Origin of the sequence: Paenibacillus sp. PCH8, assembly GCF_002968835.1 — a bacterium.
In the GTDB taxonomy this organism is placed as follows: domain Bacteria; phylum Bacillota; class Bacilli; order Paenibacillales; family Paenibacillaceae; genus Paenibacillus.
This window is the reverse complement of the sequence record NZ_PKQK01000008.1, coordinates 115479-141559: the sequence shown is the minus strand read 5'-3', so window position 1 is coordinate 141559 and position 26081 is coordinate 115479. Positions and strand designations below refer to the sequence as shown.

Here is a 26081-nt window from a genome sequence, read left to right as displayed (position 1 = left end):
GATGCTCCTATTACTAAAAAGGTCGTTCTTGTTAATTTGCTTTCTCCACAAAATCGCCTAATCATGAAATAGAATGTATACGCGTATATCAGTTGAGAAAATACTCTGATGAAGAATAAATCCCATACATACAAAATTATCAGTACAATAATCTGAGTACTAAGAAGTATTCTCTCAAATTTCTTGTATTGATTGTTCTTCACTGGTATTCGATATAACACATACATTAAAATACACGTAAGTATCAACTCAAAAAATAAAGTATTAAGCTCTATAATCTCCTCCTCCTTATTCCATGATGTTCAGCATTTTTTTACGCAGTAAAGATAACTTATGTTGCTGATTGACTTTCAAGATATTTTCCATAACTCCATCTATTTCTGAAGTTAAATCAAATGCATCAGGAAAATAAGGTATACGATAGATTTTACGCCGATCCATTTTTTTGCTTATATCTTTAATTGAATCTTTCTCAGCTAGAGGTAGACATAATCTCCACTTACTTTGGTCTAAGTGAATCTGGCTTTGAAAGAAAGTATAAATTTTGTTTTGCTTCCACTCACTACTTCCCCCTACTACTATCTGTAAGTTTGCTCTCAAGAATTCATTAAATGAGGAAGTTGTATCGTAGCAACCCAGATCCAGGATGATGTATGAATAGTTCCCAGAGAGCAGAGAGATCATATCAATACAACTTTCGTTCTTATAATAATGGACTCCATTAATAAAGAAACTCACTGTATTCAACAGATCTGCATCTACACCTTCATAGGCAGCTTCTATCTCCTTGTACTCATTAGATTCATTCGCTTCCACTAATGCTACTGAAAACTTCTGCTTGGCTAAATAGTTAGCTATCATAAGTGCTGTGTGTGTGCACCCTACACCCTTCTCCACACCGGTTACTGCAATTACTGCTGTACCAATGTAACGATCTCTAACTTTAACCTTATTCCTAGACTGGTTAAATACAGCATCAAAGTTTAATCCTTCTATATCTAATGTGCTAGATTGTTTATTTCTCTTATTCAGAAACGTTTTAAACTCATTACCTTTATTGGCTAATACCTTAAGTAACTTGTCTGATGCTTTTCTCGTATTCCCCACTTCAACAATTGAGACATTACCCGGTTCGTCCATAGGTTGCCGAGATCCAGACGATTCTTCAGATTCTTCGGTTGTGGAGTCTCTTAAAGTCTCATCCACCTCGCTGCGTTTAAACATTACCGAGTCAGTAGTCACCTTTTCGGCAACTTCAGTTTCGGTATGAGTATTCACTTCAGGAACCTGTCCAAGCTCTCCTTTGATTCTCATTTCTATCACACCGACATCTAAAGCATTGTAAGATATACAGATTAATCCGATATCAGTTAATCTCCTCACAAAATCATCCGCATCTCTGAAATAGAGAAATACCATTTTTACATACGGATAATTTGTTTTAACATTGTGCAGAAGCTTTTCGAATGATTCAGTATTCTTAACAACGTTCTCTGTAAGTATGAGTATCTCCGATTCTACTGATTCCCATTGAGATATAAAGAAATCCAAAGAATCTATTGCTTTTACAACCCTACCGAAATCTTCTAACTCTTCCTTAATCCATTCACATTCATCTGGATCAGACGATACAATAAAAATTCTTTTCATGCTATCACCTATTTTCAGCATTATTGCAGATCATAGTAAACCTTTTCTCCATTACTGAAGAAAAAGAAACTTTTTGTTAGAACCATATCTTTGTCAAACAAACCTTCATCCGTTACAAACCAAACAGTAGATAATCCTTCTTGTTCAAATATTTTACTAACCAAGTTGGCTTTGTCAGTTGTAGATACATGAACGATCATAATACTGCTGTCTTCACTATTTCTTAAATACTGTTTATAGAACATGGCTTGATAACGAATTGTTTTGAGCCATTTTTCTTCCTCACGATGACATAATAGAATGAAGGACATTTCTTTGCCTACAGGATTAGTCAAAGTAAATTTCGCGGTAGGAACTTGTTGTTCTTCTTGTAGCTTAAGGATTGGATGAAATTCAAAATGTACTAATTTAAAGTGCTCTCTCAACTGAAGATACAACTCATTGGTGGCTATGTACTTCATTCGAAAAAGCATGGTCGTGGGTTTCGGATTTCTTGGATCACGATGTCCCAAAAAGGCACCGAATCTAAATTTCAATATATCCGCCCCACTTGCACCAATTTCGTAGAAACTTGGTCTTCCTACAGATCCTTTCGAATAACTTGACCATTCGATCTTTCTCAATAGACCATATTTCATCATTTTTCGTACACGATTACGTACTGTCTCCTCACGTTCAACATCAGGGAAGAAGGTTCTTAAAATTTGAGATAGCGTAACCCATCGATGTACGGATATAAAGTTCACAATTTCTATATCCCGGTCTGTAATCCAGCCATGCTCAATTTTCTTCAAAATGTAGTGATAGTTATGTTTTGTTAATTCACCTAATTGAGTAATATGAGCATACGGATCATCGAGTAGAGGATAAATATGAACCACTTGTTGTGGAGAATTAGTTAAAGGAGATACCAGATGTTCCAATCAAGTTCCCCCCTTAAAGTATTTCGTGTGGAAAGTGGACAATTTTTGTACGCATTCGTCTGTCTTCGGCTTTGATGTTTTTAATCATGACTGAAACGGTTTTGCCGACTAATTGCCCATGAGATGGAACGCGATTAGGGAACCAAGCGATTGATTCAACACCAGGAGCAAGTTTAACAAATATACCCACATTCTCTACTACACTTGTGATTGTCGCCCGATGAAAATCTCCAACTTTAAAGTTTTCTCTAACTCTCTCCCATGGGTCCTCCAACAATTCTTTTCTTGTTACCCTTACTTGTTTTTTTTCTCTGTCAATATGCTTAATTTTTACAGTTAATTGACTACCTAACGGGATTAGATTTTTTCCCGATACTGTCCAGTCGTATTCATAGTCTTGTATCGGTAAGACGCAACTCACCCCTTTTATCATTACATATAGACGTTCGTCTTCAAAACCAGTAACTGTAGCGGGACAAATATGATCTACATCTGCAGTCTCCCAAAATTCTTCTTGGAGTTCTTCAAGAGCTTGAACACGAGATAATAAAACAATTCCTGTTTCTTTATTGAAGACTTCTAAATTCGGATCAAGTCCTTGTTTTACAACATCCAGAACCATGTAATCAATTTTGTGATCTATAAAACCGACTAATGATCTATATTTCACTGTGTCAAATTGATCTTCATGAATCAAGCCTTTCAGGCCGTTATTCAGCTTAACGATTGCACACTGCATATTATTTCCGAAAGGAGCATGATTTTCAATAGCATGAACCACACCTTGATGAATTTGTTTTCTTCTTAGAGATACTTCATATTCTCTCATTGGATCTGGATTTATCGAATTTCCCTCAAGTAAATTATTCATATTTGCTCTCTCCTTTTAACTTTAAGTACAAACCATATTTATTTTCTCCGGTTTTAACCAACCCAACTAAAAGTAGTTCACCATAGGTTTTGCAAGTGACCATAATTTTTTTTGTTTTAAAGCACAAATCAATTTGCTCATATTCCATACTAGAATTCCATTCAATAAAGTAATAACCGTTACTGTTAGGTTCTTTTGCACGCAGATCAGTCTCTACAGTTATCACAGATTTGGTTTTGGTATCCGATGGAAGGTTGAAATCTAATTCGTTGGTGACTTTATGTATTAGATCATTCTCCTTGGACCACTGTGTGAGCAAATCGGGCCTTTTGAACTGTATATGATTCACGATAACAATTAAAGGCACAGTCTCGTAAGAGAATAAACAATTATTGTAGAATGATTCCAAGTTCCTCGTACCACACATTGGATGGGTCAATATGAAGTCCAATTCCTCAATGAGTGTGTCATGTCCCAAACTAGTTCTCCCTTCTTAATTATTTAATTAGTTAATATGTTAGTTAATATACTGATATATTACTATATTGAATCAAAAAAAAGAAGAACTTATTTTATTCTTCTCAGTCCTTCTTTCATTTTTATTCTATTTTTCTGTCTATACTGCTGCTTTAATTCAACAAATTCTATCTTGGAGATCTCCAAAAAGGAGTTTCCGAATCGGTCACTACGTGTGGTCAACTCGTAAAAATTTCCCTCGATTTCAATTGAAGTTGAATCGTCAATGACTGCTCCAGAATTTAATTCGTTAACGACATAGGCCAATATTTCTATTCCTTCATTTTCTGTACCACTAATCTCAACCTCAGGTAGCCCAAATAATTCAGATAGTCCTTTGGTTTTATGTTTAACGATCTCTTGTGAGAATGGGTCTCTATATGTAGTTATCTTCACTTCACTCTGTTTACTCATAGTTATAATTGCATTGTTTTGTTTATCTAAGGTGAATTTCACTTCATTGTTGTTAAACATAAAGATTTTTTGAGTGTCAAACTCAAGTGAAAAAATGCTATCTAATATCATATAAAAAAGTGTTTCATAGTCTCTAAAAACTTCATACATTATCAAATTCGGGTAGCCATAATGCTCCAGTCCAAACGTTCTCACAGCAATGATTTTATCAGAAAGATCTGTAACAACAATTGGTTTTATGGAAGGATCAAAAAAATGGTGCATAACCTTTCCCCCTTTTATTCCTTTCTTTTAGTATAATATGGTTTCCCTAAATTTCCAAGATAATTCTAATCAGATTATAATTTAATCACTATTTAATTATAATCTGATTAGAATTTAAATAAATCACTTGCTGTATATGTGAATCATTAATTGAGTAGTTACCATATATATCTTTATTCGTGTGAGAATTCTATTATAATGAACTTAATGTGGGAAAATAATACATAACACGAAAATCAATAAAGGAGCTTTTTTAAATGGATCTTCCTATCGGAAAATATCTCGAGTATTTAAGATTGTCCTGTGGTTATTCTCTTCGAGAAGCTGCAAAGAGAACAAGTTTGAGTCATGGCTATATTCGTGATGTAGAATTAGGAGACAACAATACAATCGGAAATGCAATAATCCCTAGGCCTCAAACACTTCAAAAATTTGCAAGTGCTTATACCGCCTCATTCAATGAACTAATGCAAATTGCTGGTCATGTATCATCCATAGATAAACTAGCTACATTTGAATTTATTGAACTTAATTTTGAGAATGTTTTATATCTAGAGGTAGGAACTGACAATAGAATTATTTATCACCAAGAAAAGTCACGTGTACTCACTGAAAGACTTAGTCTTCATGATTTCATAAAATTCGAGGAACAATTAGAAAATAATGAGTTTCTGAGGGTTCAGAGTGGATTATATGCAAACCTAAAAAAAATAAAAGTTTTCGATAAAAAATCATTAAAACTATATTTTAATGAGCAGAAAGACGGACATTTTGTATCAATTAGTTGGATACGTGCTTCAAAACTCAATAAAACAATTTTAAATGCAATAAATAAAAATAATGAGAATGTAAAAAAAATGAAGAGTGAGCCCCCCCCTTCATCCGAATAATACGAAATATTTTAACTGAGTAACTGCCTTTACCTGGAGAATTCTAAACGAACTGAAATAACTAAAACCATTACTATACATGTAAAAGCAACGACAAGAGTACCCAGGATTGAATTATTGATGAAATTTGTTCTCAACATAATATCAAAAACGAATAATGTTAAAGAAGAGTATGTTAACATTTCTATATTCTTGTGATATATATATTCACTCCTTAAATAGGTGAACGTTATGCGATATCTTATAATTACAATAGTCAAAGCGAAAATAATTATTGAGGTTATACTGCCAGTTGCTCCTATATTCATGTCTGGTAAAGTCATTTGTATTACTGCGGAAAACATAAAACGTATTTGTTTTAAAAAAATGGCTACAATTAAAGCATAGACTAGTTTTATCTTAAAAATAATCACATAGACAGTGGTTATCGAAATTACAAGAAACAATTCTGCATATCCTTTCTTAAAACCTAATTCATTAATAAGAACTAAAATAATAGTCAAAGCTATAGATCCAATAATATATTTGAATAATTTCACTTTACCTATGTCAAAAAATCTGATGCCAAATAGTAATAAAGTCGCGCATTCAAAAGCATAATTAATATAAGTGAGTAGAAATTGTATGTGCATAGTCTCCTCCTTGTTTATCTCACTAAAACATTAAAAAGTATATTTTATCCTTTTCTTCACAACTTAGTACTTTTCAATTTTAGTGATATATATGTATCCGATTAGTTATATATATATTGTTTAATTAGAATATGTGTTAATATATGAGTTATAATATTTATGAATAGAAAGGGTTGTTATTATGGCCGGCTCAGAAAACAATTATGATTTAAATTCTCCACTTCATGTTTATCTTAAAGATATGATTTCGAAACTCCCTAATGCTACTAAGCTTATAATTCAAACCCTATCAAAACAAGACTATAATAAAGAAGATCTTTCATTAAATGCTCGCGTTCGTAGAGGTGAATTGAACGCAGCCCTGGTCTGGGTTGAGTCACTAGGCTTAGTTTCTTATAGCTCAAGTGGACGTCAGAAACTTTATAGTTTAACTCCATTAGGTAAAGTTTGCTTTAGTGAGTATAACGAATTATTCTTAACCCTTAACGAAGAAAAATGGGAGTAGCGAATTGGAGTTTTACTCCGATTCACTACTCCCTTTGTTCGAACGTTTATCCTCAGCAGTTTGTCTAATTCTTTCAGCTAATCTTAAAGTTGTCTCATCTATTGAAGCTGGAGCAAATCTCACCTTAGTTTGCGGGAGTATTTGTTCTAGCTCTTTTTGCTTTTCTTTTATTTGAACTGGTTCTTCTGCAGGACTGTCCCAAAATGTATTCCTTACCACTAATGGTTTCTCATTCTCCTCTAAGAAATGTTCCTCCCTAGTTATCTCAATATTTTCAGTCTGCTGCATAATCCCTTTTTGTGCTGCTGCCTTTTCTTTAATTTTGGCCAACTTATCATTTTTTGTATCTTGATCAGTTTCTTGCGTTACATCCACTACTTCGTCGAAATCAGGTTCACTGAAATCTTTGTCCTCATCATCTTCAACTATATCTTCAGAAGCTGAAAGTTTACTAAATAAAACTCTTGGTAACGGTAATAGTATCCCAATAACCGGATCCATACGTTCATTATTGTTTACCCCCTAAACAACACTTCACCAGCTGCTCCCGTTTTTTTGTTATAGCCTTTTAATGATTTAATCGTTGTTGGTTCAACAATGTACCTCTTCTCTTCTTTGATTTGTGTTTTGAATCCGCTGGTAGACATTTCATCTGTTCCACTACTTTGTCCAATAACATATTTTTCTCCGATCATTTCAGCAACATAATCAGCATCTTCATTTTCTAGACCGGCTAAAATCAGTTTTTGCACTGCATTTTGTTTCACCATTGACTCCAATCGTTTACTTACATCTGACAATTGTTCATTACCTTGATGAATTACTCTGACAAAGACCTCGAATTCACGTGCCATCTCCATAAAGGTACTGAACTCTTCATCAGCAAACATCTCTATTTCATCAACTGTAAGCTGGTGGGCCCGCAATTTTTCTTTCAAATTTCTTCTAAATGTACTTGCTCTCAATAAATTCAAATACAGACGGCCGACTGTATATGTGAGCGTCTGTAGTTTACCATAAGCTCCATTTACAAGCACTATTTCTCCCTTTTCCAGTGCATCATCAAGGTTAAACGTAGAAGGTCCACAAAAAATTCGTTGAATGTATTTGTTGCTAGTAAGTTCTGTTAAATAATCATATAAGTTAGAGTACGTTTGTTGTGCGTGTTCCTGCATTTTCTGACTCCCAGCCATATTACGAGTGTACTCTCTCAACAATGGCACCTGACTTTCCAGCCCCAGACTACTTATTTCTGAAAGAACTTCAACTCTAAAATCGTCATTCATCGGCTGTACCAGACGATCTAACTCGTTATATGTACAATCGTTCCCATAAACGAATTTCAAAGCTTTAATACAAACACGTAGTAACTGTGTTGTTCTACTCTTAAAGTATTGGAGTGCATCAGGGCCTAAGTATCCATGAAAAGCAGAGACGTTTGCTTCAATCATAGGTTCAATATCATCTCCCGTCGGTACATAGAGAGGGTTAAGACACGCGGTAAATTCATATTCAGGATCTAATCTATGGTATGGTCTTCCCACCCTATCCATAAAATTGGACAAGCTCTCAACGAGTGAACCTTTTGGTTCAATAATGGTACTTCCCATGTAGTCGTTAAGAAGATCTTGAGTTATTAGTGTTGTTGCCAACAATGTTTTACCGGCTCCTGTACCACCTAACACTTGCTCATGTTGAGCTCTGTCGTCACGGCTTAAGGTAATTAATTGACTTTGCTTTTCCTTAGTGGGCTGCGTGAAAAACAACTCTAATATACATTCCTCAGAATAATATCGAAGATGAGACAAACAGCCCGGCTTGTTCAGATCAACTTCGTCAACTTCATATAACTCCTCTTTGGTTAATTTATCTTTCCTCAATATCATGTTTAGTATTGAACCATCCTGCTTGGTGGAATTTTTGCGGACTTCCACTTCTTCCACAACTGCAGTAATTTTGTTGAAAATGGTCCCATTTATTTTGATCTTCAGCAAGTAGTACAACGTTGATACTGTTACTGCAATTACCGTGACAGATGCTACCAACATACCTATGCCACTAGGTAGATATCTTATTAATATATGACCCAATGCAAGAGCGCTAAGGGTGTTAAGAAATGTTTGAATAATTGGCTTGGCATAAGCATTTCTGAACATCAAAGGACTTGAATATATAATGTGCCCAAGGAAACACGATAATAACAAAGGGATCGCCCTAAAAAATACCGGTGATGAACCATACCAGAGATCCTGGTACTTACCAACAAGCCAAAAGAAACATAATAGTAAAACAGCTAAGAATATAACCGCTTGTGCATTCCATAATGAGTTTTTATTGGCGGGATCCATAGAAAATCTGCGGACTGATATGTATATATTTTTAAAAACAAAACCAATCATGTGACCGATTGCTGATAAGATACCTCCAAAAACCAAACCAATGTATTTCAATCTAATCCCTCCACTTACCTTTATATATTAATTAGTATATTACTATATAAGGATGGAGGTGTCATAAATATTTTGTTGAATGCATTATTTAATTTTAATAACAGCTTACAATACAAAAAAGCAGTCTCCCTTATGAGAGAACTGCTTTTTCATTAGTTTGAAGAAAATAAGCGTTTAAAAAAACCTTTCTTTTGTTGACCAGCCGTAGATAACCACATTCTAATTTCGAAACTAAGTTCCGGATGATCACTGGCCACATTACGAATTTTAGCTCTGACTGTCTCCCTTTCAGATTCATTTCTAGCAGTGTCGTATTCTTCAAATAGATTATTAACCTTTTGCTTGAGATCAAGGATCTTTAATTCTTTTTCATCTTGTTTAAATCTTATAATTTTTTCCTCTGCAGCTGTTTTATATAGTCTGATTGTATAAGCATGATTAGGATACTTACTTTCTAAAGCATTATATTCAATCCAAATAAGTTCTTTATCAGCTATTGAAGTATTAGGTGATACTATTCTTTCGTATATATCTACAGCAGCTTCTTTCGCTTCCTGGTCTTTGTTAGCGTCAGCCAACAAGTATTTTTCAGAAGATGACCTCACCTTTTTCTCAATGTCCTCAAAAAATTCGTTTGATTTAATCATCTCCTCGAACTGTTCAAATCTTTCTAGTTTTTTGTAGATTTGAAGTAAAAGTTCGTTATTATTGTTTTCACCTTGTTGAGTTGATGATGTTCTAGCAACAGTACCAGTAATGATCTCTTTCAGCTGTGGAAGAGTGTACTCGGACCCTTCTCCCGTAAGTCCATGGATCATTTTCATTTTAAATACAGAAATATAGTTATGTTTGTATGTTTTACTGTTTCCTTCCCCCATTTGAGTTGGATTCACATACTCTAGCAACTCTCGTCTTTTATTTTTTATTACGTAGTTGTGTGTCTCACACAAATCTGCAACTTGGTTCGAGGTGTATAAGGCTTCTCTATCCATAGAAAGAATCTTATCCGTGAACAAACGATCTAACCAACCTCTTTTTTTATAAATCTCATACAATAACGACTTGTCATCAAAGGCTTCTATAAGTAATTCTCTCATTTCGTCTCTTTTTGCTTCTTCAATCTCTTCTTTTGTAAGTACCTCGTCGATATCCTTCACTATTACCACCCGCTTCAATCAAATTGAAACCCTATTACACTCATTATAACTGAATAAGCAATGTTTATACAACTTTACACACTTAATTTTAATTCGGATTAATCCTGATTCATACGTGTAAATTCGAATTAACCTGTGTTAATCCAGTTCAAACAAAGAGAGTATAAGTCTGAATATAACCAATTATTTGCGATAAAATCATAGAAATACGTGTTTAACCGTATTAAAACGAATTAATCTGAATATATCCGTTTTAATACGTATATCAAACGCAATGAATAAAGCTGAATAACCATCATTTATTCAGGAATTCACATGATGGAATACCAATGAAGGTAGTATCCAATTATAATTACGTTGTGACTTTGTTGTAATTGAATATTGATCGATGTATTACTTATTCACAAATGTACCATGTAACATTCACTTTAAGATTAGCAGAATGAAATTACGACCGGGAAATTAGTGAGAAGAGGACCGGCGAATTAAGAAATCATATTGTCACCCAATGAAAGAACAAAAAACACCTTGCTTAGGCTCATAAAGCAATGAGTACCCAAGCTAGCAAATAACTAGAATCAGCATGAAAGAAAATATCTAATTGACTGTTGTACGGTGCAAGTCTACATAAAATGAAAATCTCATTTGATCCTATGTTCTGATAATTGTGTAATTAGTTAACGCATACCTCAACAGACGATTCTGCGTTGTCGTACACTGATCTTATGTAAGATTACATATTGGTTAGATGAGGAGCTTTTGGCAACTTCAATTAGCATCACCAGAATTTTTCACTCTCAATGAGGTGAGAGAGGAGACGGCTGAACATTACTAAGTCACCTTCAATGTCTCAAAAAAAGAATTAATAATGTTGCCCTTATCTGACCAGTCAGAGACCTGAAGATGAAATAAAGCAGATCCTCATATGGACGAGAATCTGATCACAAAATTGCGATGTCTTGTGTAGCACGTGACTTATGCAGTTCCACCATGATGTTCACAACCTACTTAATCAATTTTCGTGATTAAAGCACCTTACCTAAGGGCTTATCCTCTTGAGTTATTTGACATTTCATGAGTACAGATCAAGTCAATTCCCTACTCACCATCAGGTAAATCGATCCTATAAAGAAAGAGTGCGATGAACAAATCTCTGGCCAAATAAAATTGAGTCAGACAAGGAGTTTTTGTACATCATGGTGTTTAGCAGATGTAACTGGAATCCTCTCGGTAGTTTCATCAGGGATAGGGATGGGGGACACTATCGTGAAAATTTTCTAGGTCGTCCTAAAATGCCTGGTATAAACGTAGTTCGTTGTAGCGGATACAGTATCAATCATGGACGAGCTAATATTACGAATAAAGGTGAATTGTAATGTGATTATCAGAATTCAAAAGATGAGGAAGATGTTGGTGCTGGACAAGTTTCGTCAAATCTGAGGATTCCAACAGGTAGAAGAGATTACCCGAGTAGGGGCTTGCTACAGTCAGTCATTATCGCATATCTGTTGACCAATAGTTGAGTTAATATAATTATCCTCCCAGTAGCCCTAGATCGAGAGGACAATAGACAGAGTAGATTTATCAAGATGAACGGTATGAATACTCCATTTCCTCACAATAAAACTGAAGGACTAGCTGCTTGACTATTCACTTATCAGTCAGGCACTAAAATGTAATCAATAAAAAAACAGGCGACCTGGGGCTCCAGCATAATAATCTGGAGTAGATCGCCTTGAGACAGTTGTATTCATTAAATAATGCTGCCATTTATGTTTATTGATATGAGCTGATAGTACTCGCATCAAATGTTTTTTTAGCTCTTCTTCCCGGGGAAGGATTCGCCGGCTTACTTGTTGATTGAGTATCAGTAACAGATTTTGATTCTACAATGCTAACGTTAGATTCTGAAACACGACTACTGTTAAGATCAGATTTATTCTCAGGCTCTCCATCGATTACACCTGGATGGAGAGGAGCAGAAAGAGGGGGATCTGTTCACTAGTAGTACTATTTGTCTCCTTCTTCACAATTACTTCAGCTGGTTTCTCTTGGTGTGATATTACAGCTGAAGTCGGTGCACTCATGGTTGTTGGTCTAACGTTATCTGAAGGAAGCAACGTCTTTATAGTTTCAATGTCTCGTATCCTGGGAATATAAAGTTGTAGATTCCTTATGCCATTTTCAGCGATTTCCTTTTGGATTAGATACCTCATTGAATCAGCATAGACGGACTGTGTATTTATCCAATCTAGCACAAGTTGCTCTTCGTCTTCTTTTAACTTTAGCACCGCCGCTTTCCCTCTCTGTGCATCAGTTTTTCTCACAAGTAAATACCTCCTTCCAAATCAGAATATTTTAAATTTAGTTATTCCTTTGTGCTAGCAGCTTGTTTTACAGTTGATTTCTTATTTTCTTCTACTTTCTTCATTGAAACATACTCAGGAGAAGATAAAAATTTCATTTTTAGAGCCTCATAAATTGGGCTTTTCACAAAATAATCAAGCCCTTCACCATTTAAAGTAACAGCATATTCCGCAGGAACATAGAAAAGCTGTATTCTAGTGTTGTCGCAAATAGCCTTCAACTTATTATAGATCGTCGGTTCCATTAGAATGCTCCCACCACCATACGCTACTACAATATCAATGTCGTTTGCTCCAATCTTTAGAATTTGATCGTTTGAGTGGTGTAAAATCTGATTAGCTTGATTATCACAGTGAGGATTAAACGCCTGTAAAGCTTCATTTAAAAACTTATGTTTTTTATTTGAACGTTGGCTCTTAAGAATTTCACTATATTGTTGACGTGTGATTGAATTGAAAGCATGAGGTGCCAAAGTAAGAAGATCCGGAATCGCAGCAGTAATTGCATGTCCAACCCCGCTATTAATGCCATCTCCAAAATCGTTGTCAACGGCATCGCCTCGTGTTAAAGGAGTATCTGCAGTACCGTCTCCCATATCGATGTGCATTATGTTTTTCCCTTCGAAGTAACTTCCATCAATCTCTCCGAGTTTATATAGTTCTGCAAACTTATCAAACATACCAGGAAGATTGGTATCTTCAGTTTCCACTTCGTCTGCATTATACGAAGTTGTTCTCCAGTCGCCATTTGAATTCATTTGAAGAGCAAAAACAACAGCGGTTCCCTCTTGTAAAACATGTACATAATGAAATTGAATCTTAACAGTAACGCTCTTTGTAAGACCTAAATGTACAGTTACGAGATGAGAACCCAACATAAATTTTTGACGTAATTTCATGGTATTCGTAGGCGAACATTGTTTAACTGGTAATGCAGCTGCCATATCAGCTTCTACTTCAATCGCCTCGTTAAGGTTGTCATTTTCACTGTACGCTTTTTGCACGGCTCTTGCCGCAATTAGTGCCAAGGTATTTATGTATGGTACAAGTTGATCGGCTTTCGAACCGTTTCCTTTAACGTATAGACTGGTTACATTTTCCCCATTCGTTTTTAGGGCATGATTTCCAATGGTGTACATTCCTGTAGGAACAGCTGGAGAGATAATAGATACAACCAAATTATCAAATATGTTTTTTAGATTTTTCTGTACATCGATATCATCGTCTTTCCAAGGGAGTTGTCCAATTGAGGAAAAGACATTTGGTTGTCTTACCAACTTACCATCAATATAAACATCTGCTTCACTATTGCCTATATCATTCCCTACTGACATTGTGTATTTCTTCGTCATATAAAATTCCTCCTTAATAACCTCTTGTAGTTATCACATCACTTCATCAGTTTATATTCTTTTATAATCGGAGTCAACCTTATATACAATTGAATATCAATTGTATTACTACTTTATATATATACGATTATAATTAAATTATAATCAGTGAACTGAATACACGGATAAATCCGTAGATATCCGGATTTATCCGCTGACCTGGAAACTGTATTAATTCGAATATATTCAGTTATACCTGAACCTGTCCATCCATATCAGGAGAAGAGCATACTAATTCATTATATGTCTGATTTATGTCACGATTATAGTAAGGAATTTTGTAATGCTTTATGTCGTACTTAATAAATGCCGTACGTAATGCTATTTAAGTGTTTCTATGTCAATAAATTAGCTGAAGTAATAACTTAAGCAGCATAACCCTCAAAGTATTGCTGTATCAGGAATTGATAACTTGAACAAATCGCGACTAACACCGTATAATACAATCCAATCAACCCAAACCACTCATGGCTCAGATTCAAGGTTTAGAAAGGAGAGGTAATGAACACTAGCACTAGCAAGAGTAAACTAAAACCAGATAGTTCAGCCGAAAGAAAAAGGAAAAAAGACTCATCCGAATATACACTTGGAGAGACTATCGATCTTCTCACCGACAGAGATTGGGAGATGCTCACTGATTTGTACATGTGTCGATGTATGCCACAGCAAACCCTGTTAAGTAACTATTTTTTAGATACACCTGAATATCATTATCCCGAATACGTCAGCTCAACAGGGCAAGAAAGAAAGGAACTGGAACAAAAAAATGAAAATAGAGCTATAACTAGGCTTAGAAGGACAGTAAAACGATTCAAAGATCGTGGATTACTGGAGTACTCTACTTACGACCCTAATTCATCTGATAAACCTTCACACAGGAGAACTTCGAAGATCTTAGGAGAAACATGGTATTATCTAAGCAGTCGTGGTCTTAAGATAGTCGAAATCAAAAAAGGGATCTTAGAGGAGAATCGTCTTTCTAAAAATGAACTTGATATGGAACGTGCAAAAAAGGACCACTTCTGGGAGTTAGGTAAGGTATATTTGGATTTACGTTACAAGTGGATGAATCAAGACCCAGACTTAAAGCAATATCATGACTGGGATTGGTATCCGTCTTTATCCGTGTATAGCGACAATGATACAATATCAATTCGACCCGATGCTGTATTGAGAATTGGACAGCAAGTGTTTTTCGTTGAACTGGATCGTTCCACCGAGCCAATTCAACGATCACCATTTCATACGGATCAGGTTTCTATTGAGAAAAAGTTAGAACGTTATCGAGACGTGATGAAACTTACATCTAACAAAATCATCCGTGACGGCATCATCGCATTTATTGTTCCCAATGCAATCTACAACAAGCGTCTTACTAATATTGAAAATGCAGCTCAAACCGTATTCGGTATAAACAGCAGAGTTTTAACAGGAAGAAGCATCGGGGATGTCATATCTGCATATTCAACTTTTTCAACATCTCAATAGCCTTAGTTAATTCAACTGCATTTGTCATGAAAATTGGAATATATCTGTCTGGCCTTTCCCTAATAGGGGAGAGGCCTTTTATTTTTACTTTTCACAAATCCCCTCAAAATCAATACCCTTGCGTACACATGTAAAAAGCAAAGTCCATTTGGATTTTACTTCATCACCTTAATCATCCCACCCAAATAACCTGAAGCACCAACACAATGCAGAAGCTTTTTGTATTTCTCACAATGAAATTAAGCATGAAACCCTAAGCCATTTTAGTATATTAATCAATTAGTTATTATGTTAGTATATTGATTGATTAACTAATTATAATGGAATGGGGGTGATATTCTATTGAGCAAAAACAAGAGAATCGTATTGATCAGTATCAGCCTACTCGTCATTTTGACAGCTGCAGTGCTATTAATACGCACACCGAGCACTCACAATACACCTGTGCCAGAAGCAGTCCCGCCACCTGCGAAGGTTGAAGAATCTGCACCAACCCCACCGAAAGAATCCAATCGAGATGAATCACATGAAAAAGTGGAGAAGGTTATTGATCAAGCTACTGAGGTGGTCGTGGGTACCGTTCCAGGGATAATGGATAAACTCAAGAGCACTGGGAAGTGGTTCATGGAATTTGATACGAAACATGCACTCATACTCTTGGGGGTCGGTGTTTTTCTAGTCGGTGTCCTATCAACAGGGAACAGAAACAACAAGAGCAACAAAAATCGTTAATAGTTAGGAAGGTGCTACTCCATTGGGTTTTCTTAAAAAAAAGAAGTCACATGAATCTGATGATGACGATTTAAAAGATGATTCCCCTAAGGTGAAGAAGGCTAAAGATAAGTCGATTAAATCTAGTTCACCTAAACGTACTTCGGGTAAAGCCTTCATTCGATTCGTGTTTTGGATGTTTGTTCTATTTATCATCTTTAAAGGTGTCGTTTCATTCACACAAGGTACAAGGGTAATCGAAAAGGTTACAAACATGGGTTCCAGTGAGCCCGCGATTACAGATGGAATAAAAGGATTTGCAAGTGATTTTGCTACTGAATATTTCACATGGTCAATTAACGATGTAAATGACCGTACAGAAAGGCTCAAAAAATTCATAAGTGGGATCGATGCAGATGCTGGATTAAAACCTTATGAGGTTAAGGGTACATCCCATGTACAATCCGTTGAGGTTTATGATACAAGCCAAATTAACGATGCTTCATTTGAGATTACATTAAATGTTCGTCGTGAGGTTGACCTCGATTCCGCTTCTGACTCAGTCGCAACAAAGGATAAAAAAGGAAAGGTAATCAAACAGACTTATATGGTGGTTCCTGTATCTGATACCCCCAAAGGTTTTGTTATTGAAAACTACCCGCGCTTTGTAGCAAATCAGCAAAAAGGAGAATCTGTACCATCTGAGCAAGGTGAGTTTATCTCAGATACGGAACAGATTGAACGTGCCTCTGAATTGGCTAACAGTTTTCTGAGCTCGTACTTTGAAGGAAATGTGAGTCAAATCAAATACTTCTACGACGATATCAAAAATGCACCTTCACACCTAACTGCATCTGAATTTGAGATGAACAAGGTGGAGAATGTATCTGTGTACCAAATGAAAGGTACAGGGACTTTGCCATCCTATATACGAATCGAAGCATCAGTGCTCGTGAAGAGCGATATCGGAGAAATTTTCACAAACCTATGGATTCTAAATGTAATAGAAAAAGATAATCGTATGTATGTCATTTCAATTGGCGATCAGAACGATCAACAAGATATAGCAAGCGAAACCCTTGAAGAGGATACCACAATTGGAACCTCCCCTTCAGATCCAACTACTTCAACTGAATAGTCGAGAGGAGCACATTTCATGCGCTTAAATAAAAAACTATTATCACGTGTTTCATTAATCATTTTTTCAAGCCTGATGTTTGCTTTGCCCGTGTTTGCGAGTGATCCAGGCGTTAAAGCCAATACTTGGTTGCAGACCAACCTCGGTGCTTTGATTCCAGGTCTAATTCTAGTAAGTGCCTTGTTCTTTCTTGTCACTCGGGATTGGATGAAGCTACTTAGCTTCGTAGGTATCATTCTAGTGATAGCTATGATTCTGAACTGGACTGAAATGAAGAATCTGGCAAATACACTCTGGAAAGCTATTTTCGGGTAAGCCACGATGAGTGATAAAAAAGAATCCCCCGAATTACCGTCTCGAATTACACGAAGATATGGAATTTAGATTGGGTCATTTACGCAATTGAAGGGAAAAAACTTCCCATACCAGCAAACTTAAGGCTAGTAGGAATTTTTGTTGCATGCTTTATCTTTTGGTCGCTGTTAGGCAAGATCTTATTCTTTATACCAGGTGTGTATACGTATGCTTTTCTACCCGGAATCTCTGCCTGGTTGATTGCTAAACAAAAACTCGACGGCAAGGCCCCACATAAATGGCTGCTGGGTATGATCTTCTATTGGTTACGCCCAAAGCATTTACATAGGTACCGTAAAGTTGAGCACAACAAGCGCTACGTGTATACCAGTAAAATCGCATACAGAGCATACAGAAAAAGAAGAGAGAGTGCCTAGGCACACTCTTTTCTTTACAAGGAGTGAAAAATCTTGGCAACACTTGGGGAAGTACAGAAAAAACCGAGCAAAGTTAAAATTGAATTTCCTATTGCTTACTTCGAGCAGAATCTAATATTCAATCACAATAAAGAAGTATGGGCTATCTATGAGCTCAACCCATATATATACGACCATCTTAGCGATCAGCAAAAGATTGACCGTCTTATCACACAAACTGCTTCACTCGGTATGTTAACCGATAAGTTTCATATCTTATGGCTTCCTAAAACCCATGACATACATCAGCACCATGAAAGACTTCGCCAGAAAAGAGTATCTGGCCCCCTTAAGAAGAATTCCATCGGCATTATTTATCAGATGGAAGAGTACCTCAGTTCTAACTACAACTCTGTTGAAGGGGTGAACAATGCCGATTACAAAGCATTTCTGGTTGTTTATCTCCCCAAAAGTGACTCAAAAGATCTGGTAGACCAGCTTGGCTCCATGGTAACGGAGATGAAAAAATTAGTACTTCACCCGAAAAGAGCCATCGAAAACCTTTCTGGACTGAATGAACCTGAGATCTTCGAACACGAATTTCAAAGTTATCAGGTAAAAGAGAGACAGATCTTTGATCGCCTATCTCGTAGGATGAAAGTCAAAAGAGGAACAGAACAAACAACGGAGTGGCTAATTAAGAGGAACTTCTGGTGGGGTATTGCTGATCCACCTCTACGTTCTACGGAAAATGAAAACTGGTCTCCTAAAAAGACCAAAGGCAAAAAAGCCGGTAAACCTTCATTCTTCTACGATTCTAGACAAGTACTAACTCTAACGGAAGCTGATATTGATACATCTCATCCACGACGAGTGGGGATTACACAATTACATGAAGGTACAGATAAGCAAATTTATCATGCATACTTAGCTCTCTCTGAGTTACCAGATAATCTGGACATGCCGGGAAGTGAATGGCTATATAGTGCAGCTACACTTCCATTCCCTGTCTCGATGAGCATAAAGGTCGACGTTCTGGAAGCCCGCGACGCACTCAAAAAACTGGCACGTAAACGAATGGATATAGATAACCAGGTCAAAAACATTCAAGAAGCCAACGCTAGCGTGCCCATGGACCTGCAGGAGAAACAAGAAAATGCCATGTATTTAGAGGATGAATATAAGAAACGGAAGAATCCAACATTTATCACTCATGTAACCTATGGGCTCTATCACACAAACCTGGATCTACTCAAAAGTAATGTATCTATCCTCCAAGATCACTATAGAGACTTTGGAAACATTCATGTTGAGCTTCCCAGTGGAGATCAGTGGCTCTTATTTAATGATTTTATACCAGGATCTCCTCGGTACGTGTCGGATTACATTCAGCGGATCCCCCCAGAAATGTTAGCATCCGGTATGGTGGGTGCTACGCAAGAACTGGGAGATGGGAAAGGGCTTTACATCGGTACGACAGGTCCACTTGATCGTCCTGTCTATCTTGATCCAGCGAACGCCAGCCAAGAGAACCGCAGTCCAAGTATGTCTCTTACCGGAACACTTGGCGGTGGTAAATCGATGGCGGCAAACCTTCTGGGCTATCAAAATGCGGCTGTCCTTGGTGGGAAAACACTCATTTTTGATCCCAAAGGCGAGCGTTCTAATTGGCCAGACGATCTTCCTGAACTGGCTGGACAAATTCAAGTAGCTACATTGTCCTCTGCCAAAGAAGATATGGGTAAATTAGACCCGTTTGTCATGTTAGATGATATTGAAACCGCAAAAGAAGCAGCGGTTGAGATTCTCGCTTACTTGTCATCTACCAAAACCAATAGTGTGGAGTACAGTTATATCTCCCAAGCAGTAAATAAAGTAGCCAATGGTGCGGAGCCATATTTAGCCAAGGCCATCCCCGTACTCTATGAAATGGGGTTGACGCGACCTCCCGCAAAAGTCCTAGCTGAAATTCTTGAGAGTTTTGAAACGTTATCTTTCGCCAAGTTGTTATTCGGTACTGGTGGAGAAGCAACTATCAAATTGGATTATGCAATTAATATATTGCAAATTCAGAACCTGAAGATGCCGTCCCCCGAGAAGTCTCCGGATAACTACTCATTGGACGAAAAAATGAGCGTTGCACTCATGTTTGCGATTGCCCGGTTCGCCCATAAGTTTATCTATCACAACATATCCATCTTTAAATTTGTCTTGATGGATGAAGCCTGGGCCTTGCTAGGCACACAAGCAGGTAAAGCACTCGCAGATATGATTGTTCGTACAGGTCGTTCATTGAATGGTGGTGCCGTGTTCATCACCCAAAATTCGACGGATATGGCAGGAGACTTGGCAGGTAACATCGGAATTAAATTTGCGTTCCGTGATCAGGACAATACCAAGATCAAAAATACACTTTCGTATTTTGGCTTAGAGCATACCCAACAGAATATCGATATGATCAAGAACTTGGAAAACGGTCAATGTCTGATGCAAGATTTGTATGGTCGAATCGGCCTTGTATATATCGATGTGGTATTCCAACATCTGTTTGATTGCTTCGATACACGGCCACCTGCAGAGTCGGATGCTGCGAATGAGGAGAACGAGGAGAACGAGGAAAACGAGTTCTCGGTTCTTCAAAATTTCCAAAACTATTATGAAGAACAATATAGCAAGGAGGGGGACTCCTTGGATGTTGATACAACGGATAAAGAACCAGCTTAATCAGCCCAATCAGGGTCGAAGATGGATGACGCTATGTTTAGTTATATTTATGCTTTTGGGGAGCATCCTTACCAGTCACGTAGCATATGCAGACTCTCTCGATGAGATGATTCCCAAAGATGATACGGCCAATACCAACTATAACAAGTACGGTGTTTCGCATTATTCTTTTCAAACCGTCGCTAAAGACCGCCACTTCTGGCAAGTAGGAGACAAGGCTCAGGACGGTATTGTTCGCGCTTTTGATCATGGCTTGTCCATGTTATTTCTAGCAAATGTGCAAATCGCTAGATTCTTCAACTTCATTGCCAGAGAAGCTTTTACTTTCAGTCTAATGGACCAGCTCATTGATGCTGTAGCAGACATTATTAAAAGTGTAACCGGCATTAGTGGAGGCAGCATCAATAAAGGGAGTTTTTGGGATAGCCTGGGAGGCATGCTTGCCACAATCACCGGGTGCTATATTGCAATATTGATGGTGAGAGGTCGTTTCTTGGATGGTTTCTCTCAGGCATTTACGTTTGTTATGGCATTAGTCATCTCCCTCGCATTTTTTGCTAACGCCGGCCCATTCCTGAAGTTTGCTAATAGTCTTGTAGGGGACATAGGAAATACGATTTATATCTCTCTCGCCAAGACGACTGGGCTTAAAACGGATTCGAAAGAAGGCGTTACGGTCATCTCGGAGCAAGTGTGGCAGGAGCTGGTTATTCGTCCGTATACCATGTTGCAATTCGATGATAGCCAAATTGCAGAGAAGGACCCCCAAGTTCTGGACAAGGTGCTCACCACTGAATCCTTCTCGGATGAACGGGAAGACGCTCTGAAAGAAGCCGCTACAAAGTATCCAAAAGTGGAACAAGAGCGATCTGCTTCTCAAATGATTATTGTCTTAGTAAATCTCGCATTTTCATTGTTTATTCTGGGTTTCTTCTGTTTTTGGGCCATAGCAACGATTTTCATGAGATTTAAAACATTGATTCACTCTTCATTCATGTCTATCACCTTGCTTGGTGCACTCTTCCCAGGGCGTGAAGCTGGCTTTTCTGTAATACGGAGTCAGTTCATCAAGCTCATTGGTTTACTCATGATGACAACGATGACCATGATATTCTTCAATTTCTCGCTTGTATTCGGTCATTTGGTCTATGAGGCTGTGGCAGTGAAGGGAGGTAGAGGCTGGTTCACAGGAATGATATTTGAAGCTATAGCGGTATTCCTCGTATTTAAATATCGTGATGAAATTACGAGTGTATTCAGCAAAGCAACAGGTGTTATTCCCGCAATGCCAAAACCTAAATCAACGATCGTGGATAGTGTGCAACGGAATATCACACGTTCCCTTTACAATGGCGCTACCAACAAAGTAAGTGGTTTGTTTAACCGGAGAGAACACGAGGGGGTTCCACGTAGCTTTAACCCTAGCTCGATTACGAAAGCAGACAACAACCTAAACGATGCAACATCAGCAAGTATGATGCTCCGTTATCAACGGGAAAAGCAGGCTTCTGAAGAGATTGCTACTGAATACGGCGAGCCTGCACAGTACACCCCGTTTGTTCAGAAGGTCAACGACAACTTACGCAATGGCACCACAAGTCCCTTCCGCGGTATGGACAAAGAATGGAAAGAAGAGAAGGGACGTCTTAAAGACATCAAGGATGATGGTGGAAATGTCAAACAGGCTATCTTAACCCAAGGTGTGCATGAAGGCATGAATGACCAGGAAGTGGCTGCTACGATTTATGGGAACGAAAGTGCCATTCGTCAGGCATCTACATTCATGGTCCAACGTCCTAAACGTGCTGTAGATCAGATGGAAAGAGCGAAGACATTGAATCGTAATCGGAAGCTGCAGACAGCAGTCGATGACTTTACAATGATCCAACTCTTTGATCGATACAAAGTGGATTATAAACAAGCAGTAGATACAGCAAATATGACGGATCAGCCTGTTCAACATACGGACTTCGTAAAAGAAATGGATTCGCGATTTAAATCATCTGGCTTGAAAACGAATCAGATGATTAATGACACCATGCTCGTGCGCTCCGGACGCATTTCCATTGCATCCAAATTCGAAGGTATGGATGAATTTAAAAATTACAAAATGCAACTGCTTAAAGCTAACGAAGCGTTCAGTAAAATCAATGCACCTAAAGACGGCATTGTAGCTCCCGGACCGCAGGTACGTACAGCCGCCCCAGTTAACACAAAAGCTGTTTTATCTAAGATGCCTGCTATGCCGGATAGTCGTATAGCGAGCCATAAGCAAACGCTGGATCAGAAGGCAGCCGTGTTACTGAATGTTAAACCGACCGTGGATACGAAAATGAGTCCTAAGTCAGTCAACTTTAATAACAAAGCATTGAAAGATCAGATGGATGACTCCAAACAAAAACTGAAGACCGTCATGAACGCTGATGATCTACGGTTAGAAATCAATACGGAAACCAACCAACAGGTAGCAATCAAAATGAAAGAGAAAATATCAACCGAAGTCAGCAGTGGATTGCAAGATGAACTTAAGCATCTCAAAACGATGCAGCGTTCTCGCCAGGTCGCTACAGTCAGCAATGCAGCTGAGAATCTATCGAAGAAAGTACAAAACAAGGCACGTACTGCTAGAAAGCAGACGATTAGCCAGCAGAACAACTCCGGTTCTACAAGTTAATCTAGTTATTTTGAGGACGTGATCACACTGTTACCTAGTACTGGTAATTCAAGTAATACTGCGGACATGCTCAAAGAGCACCTGAAGCGAAAGGTTAAGCAGAAAGTCCAGAAAAAAGCAAAGGATTTGGTAACTAAGGGGATACTCAAGTCCCCCATCTTTTGGATTGTCAGCGTTTGTTTGATCGGTGTATTCGGCATGTTCTACCTGATCGCCGCAGCCGTATCATCTGCAGAAGAAGTAGCGGGGGAGACTCAGATCTTTGAAGGGATCCTCCCACCAACCATTTATGTCCGTAATTTCGAGCAATCCATCACCAGTGACTATGGAACGCGGAAACACCCCGTTACAGGTGAGGCTCAATCCTTTCACAAAGGTATAGATATCGGGATTCCGGAAGGAACCCCTGTCACGAATTCATTTGAAGGGGTAGTCACCAAAGTAAGTTATCCCCGGAGCACTGATCCGGCCAGCACGCAGAATGCAGGGATCTACGTTACCGTTCAAAGTACGAATCCTCAGATTGGTATGAGCAGCCGGTATTTGCATTTGAGTGAAGCACTTGTTACACCAGGACAATATGTGAGTGTGGGAGACGTTATTGGTCTATCAGGAAACACGGGTCGATCCACTGGCCCCCATCTCCATTTTGAGATGATACCTGAAGGCAAAGAAGCTATTGATCCTAAACCTTTTGTCATGTTGATGTCTAAATTGACGGAAACAGCAAGTATAGAAGCATTCGATGTGGCCAAGAAAATTAAATGGACGGGCGTGGATGCTGAATCTGGTGCCTCATTTGAATCCAATAAGATCTTATACATTAATAATGTGTTTATGGAATCTGCCGCTCCAACATTTACAGATCAAGGGACAATCTATATACGGGAACTGGTGAATGGGGGAATCAACACGGTTCAAGCCATTCTACCGGATGGCAGTGAAGTATCTGAACCTCCCCCAGAAGCCCCTCCCGTGCAGATCCCTTCAGAGATTGGCAATCTGACTAATCCGTTCTTTATTGCTTATGCTTCAGCAGCACAAGAGGAAGAACGTAGAAGTGGTGTACCTGCCAGTATTTCTCTTGCTCAGGCAGCGTTAGAGTCTGGGTACGGAAAACGGTCCATCTGTAATAATATGTTCGGGATTAAGGCAAATAAGAGTTGGAAGGGACCAACCTGTACAGCCACCACACATGAAGAGATTGGCGGAATTAGCGTACAAATTCAAGCAAAGTTCCGCAGCTATAGTAGCCCATTAGCTTCCTTTGCGGACCACTCTGCATTCTTGCTGAAGAACAGCAGATATAAAAAAGCATTGAAGATGGAGAATCCATTTGCTTTTGCTAATGAGTTGCAGCGTGCCGGCTATGCCACGGACAGCCAGTATGCGAATAAACTCAAGTCCATTATGCGTTCTCAGAACCTGGTCGCTCTCGATATGAACCGGGGAATTGATCCAACAACAGGGATACCCTTTGAGAATATTGGTTTTGGCGGCTTTGGTGGGGACAATGGGGGCGTATACGATGGCTTGATTGACTCTATAACTATCACGTTTGGTTTAAGGCAATATTATGGAACCCCCGCAACTGTAGGGAACTCCAGTAGCCCGTTTAGAGATCCGGATACCGGCAAATCGATTGTCAATTTGGAAAACTATAATCGTGTGGTAAACTTAGGATATGGGGGAGATCTTAACCCTCCGAGAATTTTTATGAAGGATATTCCAAATGCCGTAACGGTTACGATTGACTCTACTGGGAAGGATGCACTCCTGGTATCCAATATAGATTATGTAAAGGGGAAATATTGATGAATGCTCAAATTGCGGAACGCTCTGATTCTTTCTTCATGATGAATTTCGAGATCACCTTTAAAGGGGTACAGGCCTGGTTAGACATAGCCGGACACCCTATGGATGATTCTAAACTATTCCGGTTGCTCTTTTCATCCAATTATCTGCAAGAACAAGCAGAAATACTCCGGATGATTGTCTACCGGTACGAAGATGTTTTCTTCCAGGCTAATCGTACAGCATTGCATGAACAAAATTCTGACATACAAGCGGATGTACATGAACCAATACATCAACTGTTGTTAAAAATGATGAATCAGAAAATCATTGCTGGAGAGGATAATGCACTCTTAGATCTTTACCTCATCCTGCAGAAAGATATGCAGAGTGAATCTCCCAGATACACCACCTTGCATCATTTCTTTGATGAAATGTTGTAAGGTCTGCACATATTTTGCACTTCTTCTGTTCTAAATCTCAGCCTTTTCGCTTCTCACATAGAAGTCGGAAGGGCTTTTTGTGTTACAGATGTTGGATTAATCCACTCTAGGCTTATAATCACATTATAATTGAACCCCCCGTGATGTCCTTGCCTCACTTGACACACTTATAGTCTTTCAGTGGTAAACAGACCAGAAATACTTACGAGCCGAAGTCTTAACTACCGGCATGCGCTCGTTCTCTTCGATCTGGACTAAATTCACGTAATTTAAAAAACACTGTGTTGGCCACCTTTTATAGAACGTGAAATCCACCTTAAGTCCGTCTGATGGATAAGGAACCGCGATATTTCGAACAATAAAAATCAAA

At 38.1% G+C, this 26081-nt stretch carries 21 protein-coding genes; 11 read left to right on the top strand and 10 right to left on the bottom strand.

From position 1 onward, the window contains the following. Nucleotides 1-288 precede the first annotated feature (288 nt). The 5 genes from C0Q44_RS28580 to C0Q44_RS28560 all read right to left on the bottom strand — a co-directional run bounded on the left by C0Q44_RS28580 (nt 289) and on the right by C0Q44_RS28560 (nt 4638). Nucleotides 289-1671: a hypothetical protein gene (locus tag C0Q44_RS28580; RefSeq protein WP_105410533.1), complete on the bottom strand. Its 1383-nt coding sequence runs from the start codon at nt 1669-1671 to the stop codon at nt 289-291. Then, the gene (locus C0Q44_RS28575) at nt 1671-2573 is read right to left on the bottom strand and encodes a replication-relaxation family protein (protein ID WP_105410532.1); all 903 of its coding nucleotides are present in this window, start codon (nt 2571-2573) and stop codon (nt 1671-1673) included. The genes C0Q44_RS28580 and C0Q44_RS28575 overlap by 1 nt, the downstream gene beginning before the upstream one ends. Nucleotides 2574-2586: 13 nt before the next feature. Continuing rightward, nucleotides 2587-3444 (bottom strand): hypothetical protein, encoded by an 858-nt coding sequence (locus tag C0Q44_RS28570; RefSeq protein ID WP_105410531.1) that lies wholly within the window; start codon nt 3442-3444, stop codon nt 2587-2589. Then, nucleotides 3437-3763: a hypothetical protein gene (locus C0Q44_RS28565; protein WP_181151213.1), complete on the bottom strand. Its 327-nt coding sequence runs from the start codon at nt 3761-3763 to the stop codon at nt 3437-3439. Before C0Q44_RS28565 ends, C0Q44_RS28570 begins: the two co-directional genes overlap by 8 nt. A 248-nt stretch (nt 3764-4011) precedes the next feature. Then, complete coding sequence (locus tag C0Q44_RS28560; protein ID WP_105410529.1) at nt 4012-4638, bottom strand: hypothetical protein; 627 nt, start codon at nt 4636-4638, stop codon at nt 4012-4014. A gap of 257 nt (nt 4639-4895) precedes the next feature. Here C0Q44_RS28560 and C0Q44_RS28555 point away from each other — a divergent pair, with 257 nt between their 5' ends. Both C0Q44_RS28555 and C0Q44_RS28545 read left to right on the top strand, forming a co-directional pair. Continuing rightward, a complete protein-coding gene (locus tag C0Q44_RS28555) occupies nt 4896-5528 on the top strand; it encodes a LytTR family transcriptional regulator DNA-binding domain-containing protein (protein ID WP_105410528.1) in 633 nt (210 codons plus the stop codon). Nucleotides 5529-6341: 813 nt separating this feature from the next. Continuing rightward, nucleotides 6342-6665 (top strand): hypothetical protein, encoded by a 324-nt coding sequence (locus C0Q44_RS28545; RefSeq protein WP_105410526.1) that lies wholly within the window; start codon nt 6342-6344, stop codon nt 6663-6665. A gap of 12 nt (nt 6666-6677) precedes the next feature. Here the strand turns inward: C0Q44_RS28545 and C0Q44_RS28540 are convergent, their stop codons facing one another. From C0Q44_RS28540 to C0Q44_RS28520, 5 genes are all read right to left on the bottom strand, one after another. Next, a complete protein-coding gene (locus C0Q44_RS28540; RefSeq protein WP_105410525.1) occupies nt 6678-7166 on the bottom strand; it encodes a hypothetical protein in 489 nt (162 codons plus the stop codon). Nucleotides 7167-7180: 14 nt separating this feature from the next. Continuing rightward, entirely contained in the window at nt 7181-9115 is a 1935-nt protein-coding gene (locus C0Q44_RS28535; protein WP_105410524.1) for a type IV secretory system conjugative DNA transfer family protein, read from the bottom strand. 152 nt (nt 9116-9267) lie between these two features. Next, nucleotides 9268-10272: a hypothetical protein gene (locus tag C0Q44_RS28530; protein ID WP_258166604.1), complete on the bottom strand. Its 1005-nt coding sequence runs from the start codon at nt 10270-10272 to the stop codon at nt 9268-9270. 1958 nt (nt 10273-12230) lie between these two features. Beyond that, entirely contained in the window at nt 12231-12599 is a 369-nt protein-coding gene (locus C0Q44_RS28525; protein WP_105410523.1) for a hypothetical protein, read from the bottom strand. 41 nt (nt 12600-12640) lie between these two features. Next, nucleotides 12641-13990 carry an acetate and sugar kinases/Hsc70/actin family protein gene (locus tag C0Q44_RS28520; protein ID WP_181151212.1) on the bottom strand — a complete coding sequence of 450 codons (1350 nt, stop codon included), beginning with the start codon at nt 13988-13990 and terminating at the stop codon, nt 12641-12643. A gap of 696 nt (nt 13991-14686) precedes the next feature. Here C0Q44_RS28520 and C0Q44_RS28515 point away from each other — a divergent pair. From C0Q44_RS28515 to C0Q44_RS28475, 9 genes are all read left to right on the top strand, one after another. Next, a complete protein-coding gene (locus C0Q44_RS28515; RefSeq protein WP_258166603.1) occupies nt 14687-15517 on the top strand; it encodes a replication-relaxation family protein in 831 nt (276 codons plus the stop codon). Between the two features lie 342 nt (nt 15518-15859). Then, nucleotides 15860-16249, top strand: a complete 390-nt coding sequence (locus C0Q44_RS28510) for a hypothetical protein (RefSeq protein WP_105410521.1) — start codon at nt 15860-15862, stop codon at nt 16247-16249. Between the two features lie 22 nt (nt 16250-16271). Beyond that, on the top strand, nt 16272-17366 hold the full coding sequence (locus C0Q44_RS28505; protein ID WP_105410520.1) for a conjugal transfer protein: 1095 nt from the start codon (nt 16272-16274) through the stop codon (nt 17364-17366). A gap of 18 nt (nt 17367-17384) precedes the next feature. Further along, nucleotides 17385-17681, top strand: coding sequence for a hypothetical protein (locus C0Q44_RS28500; protein ID WP_105410519.1), 297 nt, complete (start codon nt 17385-17387; stop codon nt 17679-17681). 23 nt (nt 17682-17704) lie between these two features. Beyond that, nucleotides 17705-18097: a TcpE family conjugal transfer membrane protein gene (locus tag C0Q44_RS28495; protein WP_105410518.1), complete on the top strand. Its 393-nt coding sequence runs from the start codon at nt 17705-17707 to the stop codon at nt 18095-18097. A 33-nt stretch (nt 18098-18130) separates the two neighbouring features. Next, nucleotides 18131-20800: an ATP-binding protein gene (locus C0Q44_RS28490; RefSeq protein WP_105410517.1), complete on the top strand. Its 2670-nt coding sequence runs from the start codon at nt 18131-18133 to the stop codon at nt 20798-20800. Then, a complete protein-coding gene (locus C0Q44_RS28485; protein WP_374955165.1) occupies nt 20733-23474 on the top strand; it encodes a CD3337/EF1877 family mobilome membrane protein in 2742 nt (913 codons plus the stop codon). The genes C0Q44_RS28490 and C0Q44_RS28485 overlap by 68 nt, the downstream gene beginning before the upstream one ends. A 180-nt stretch (nt 23475-23654) precedes the next feature. Next, nucleotides 23655-25289, top strand: a complete 1635-nt coding sequence (locus C0Q44_RS28480; RefSeq protein WP_258166601.1) for a glucosaminidase domain-containing protein — start codon at nt 23655-23657, stop codon at nt 25287-25289. After that, entirely contained in the window at nt 25289-25711 is a 423-nt protein-coding gene (locus C0Q44_RS28475; protein WP_105410515.1) for a hypothetical protein, read from the top strand. The genes C0Q44_RS28480 and C0Q44_RS28475 overlap by 1 nt, the downstream gene beginning before the upstream one ends. Nucleotides 25712-26081 lie beyond the last annotated feature (370 nt).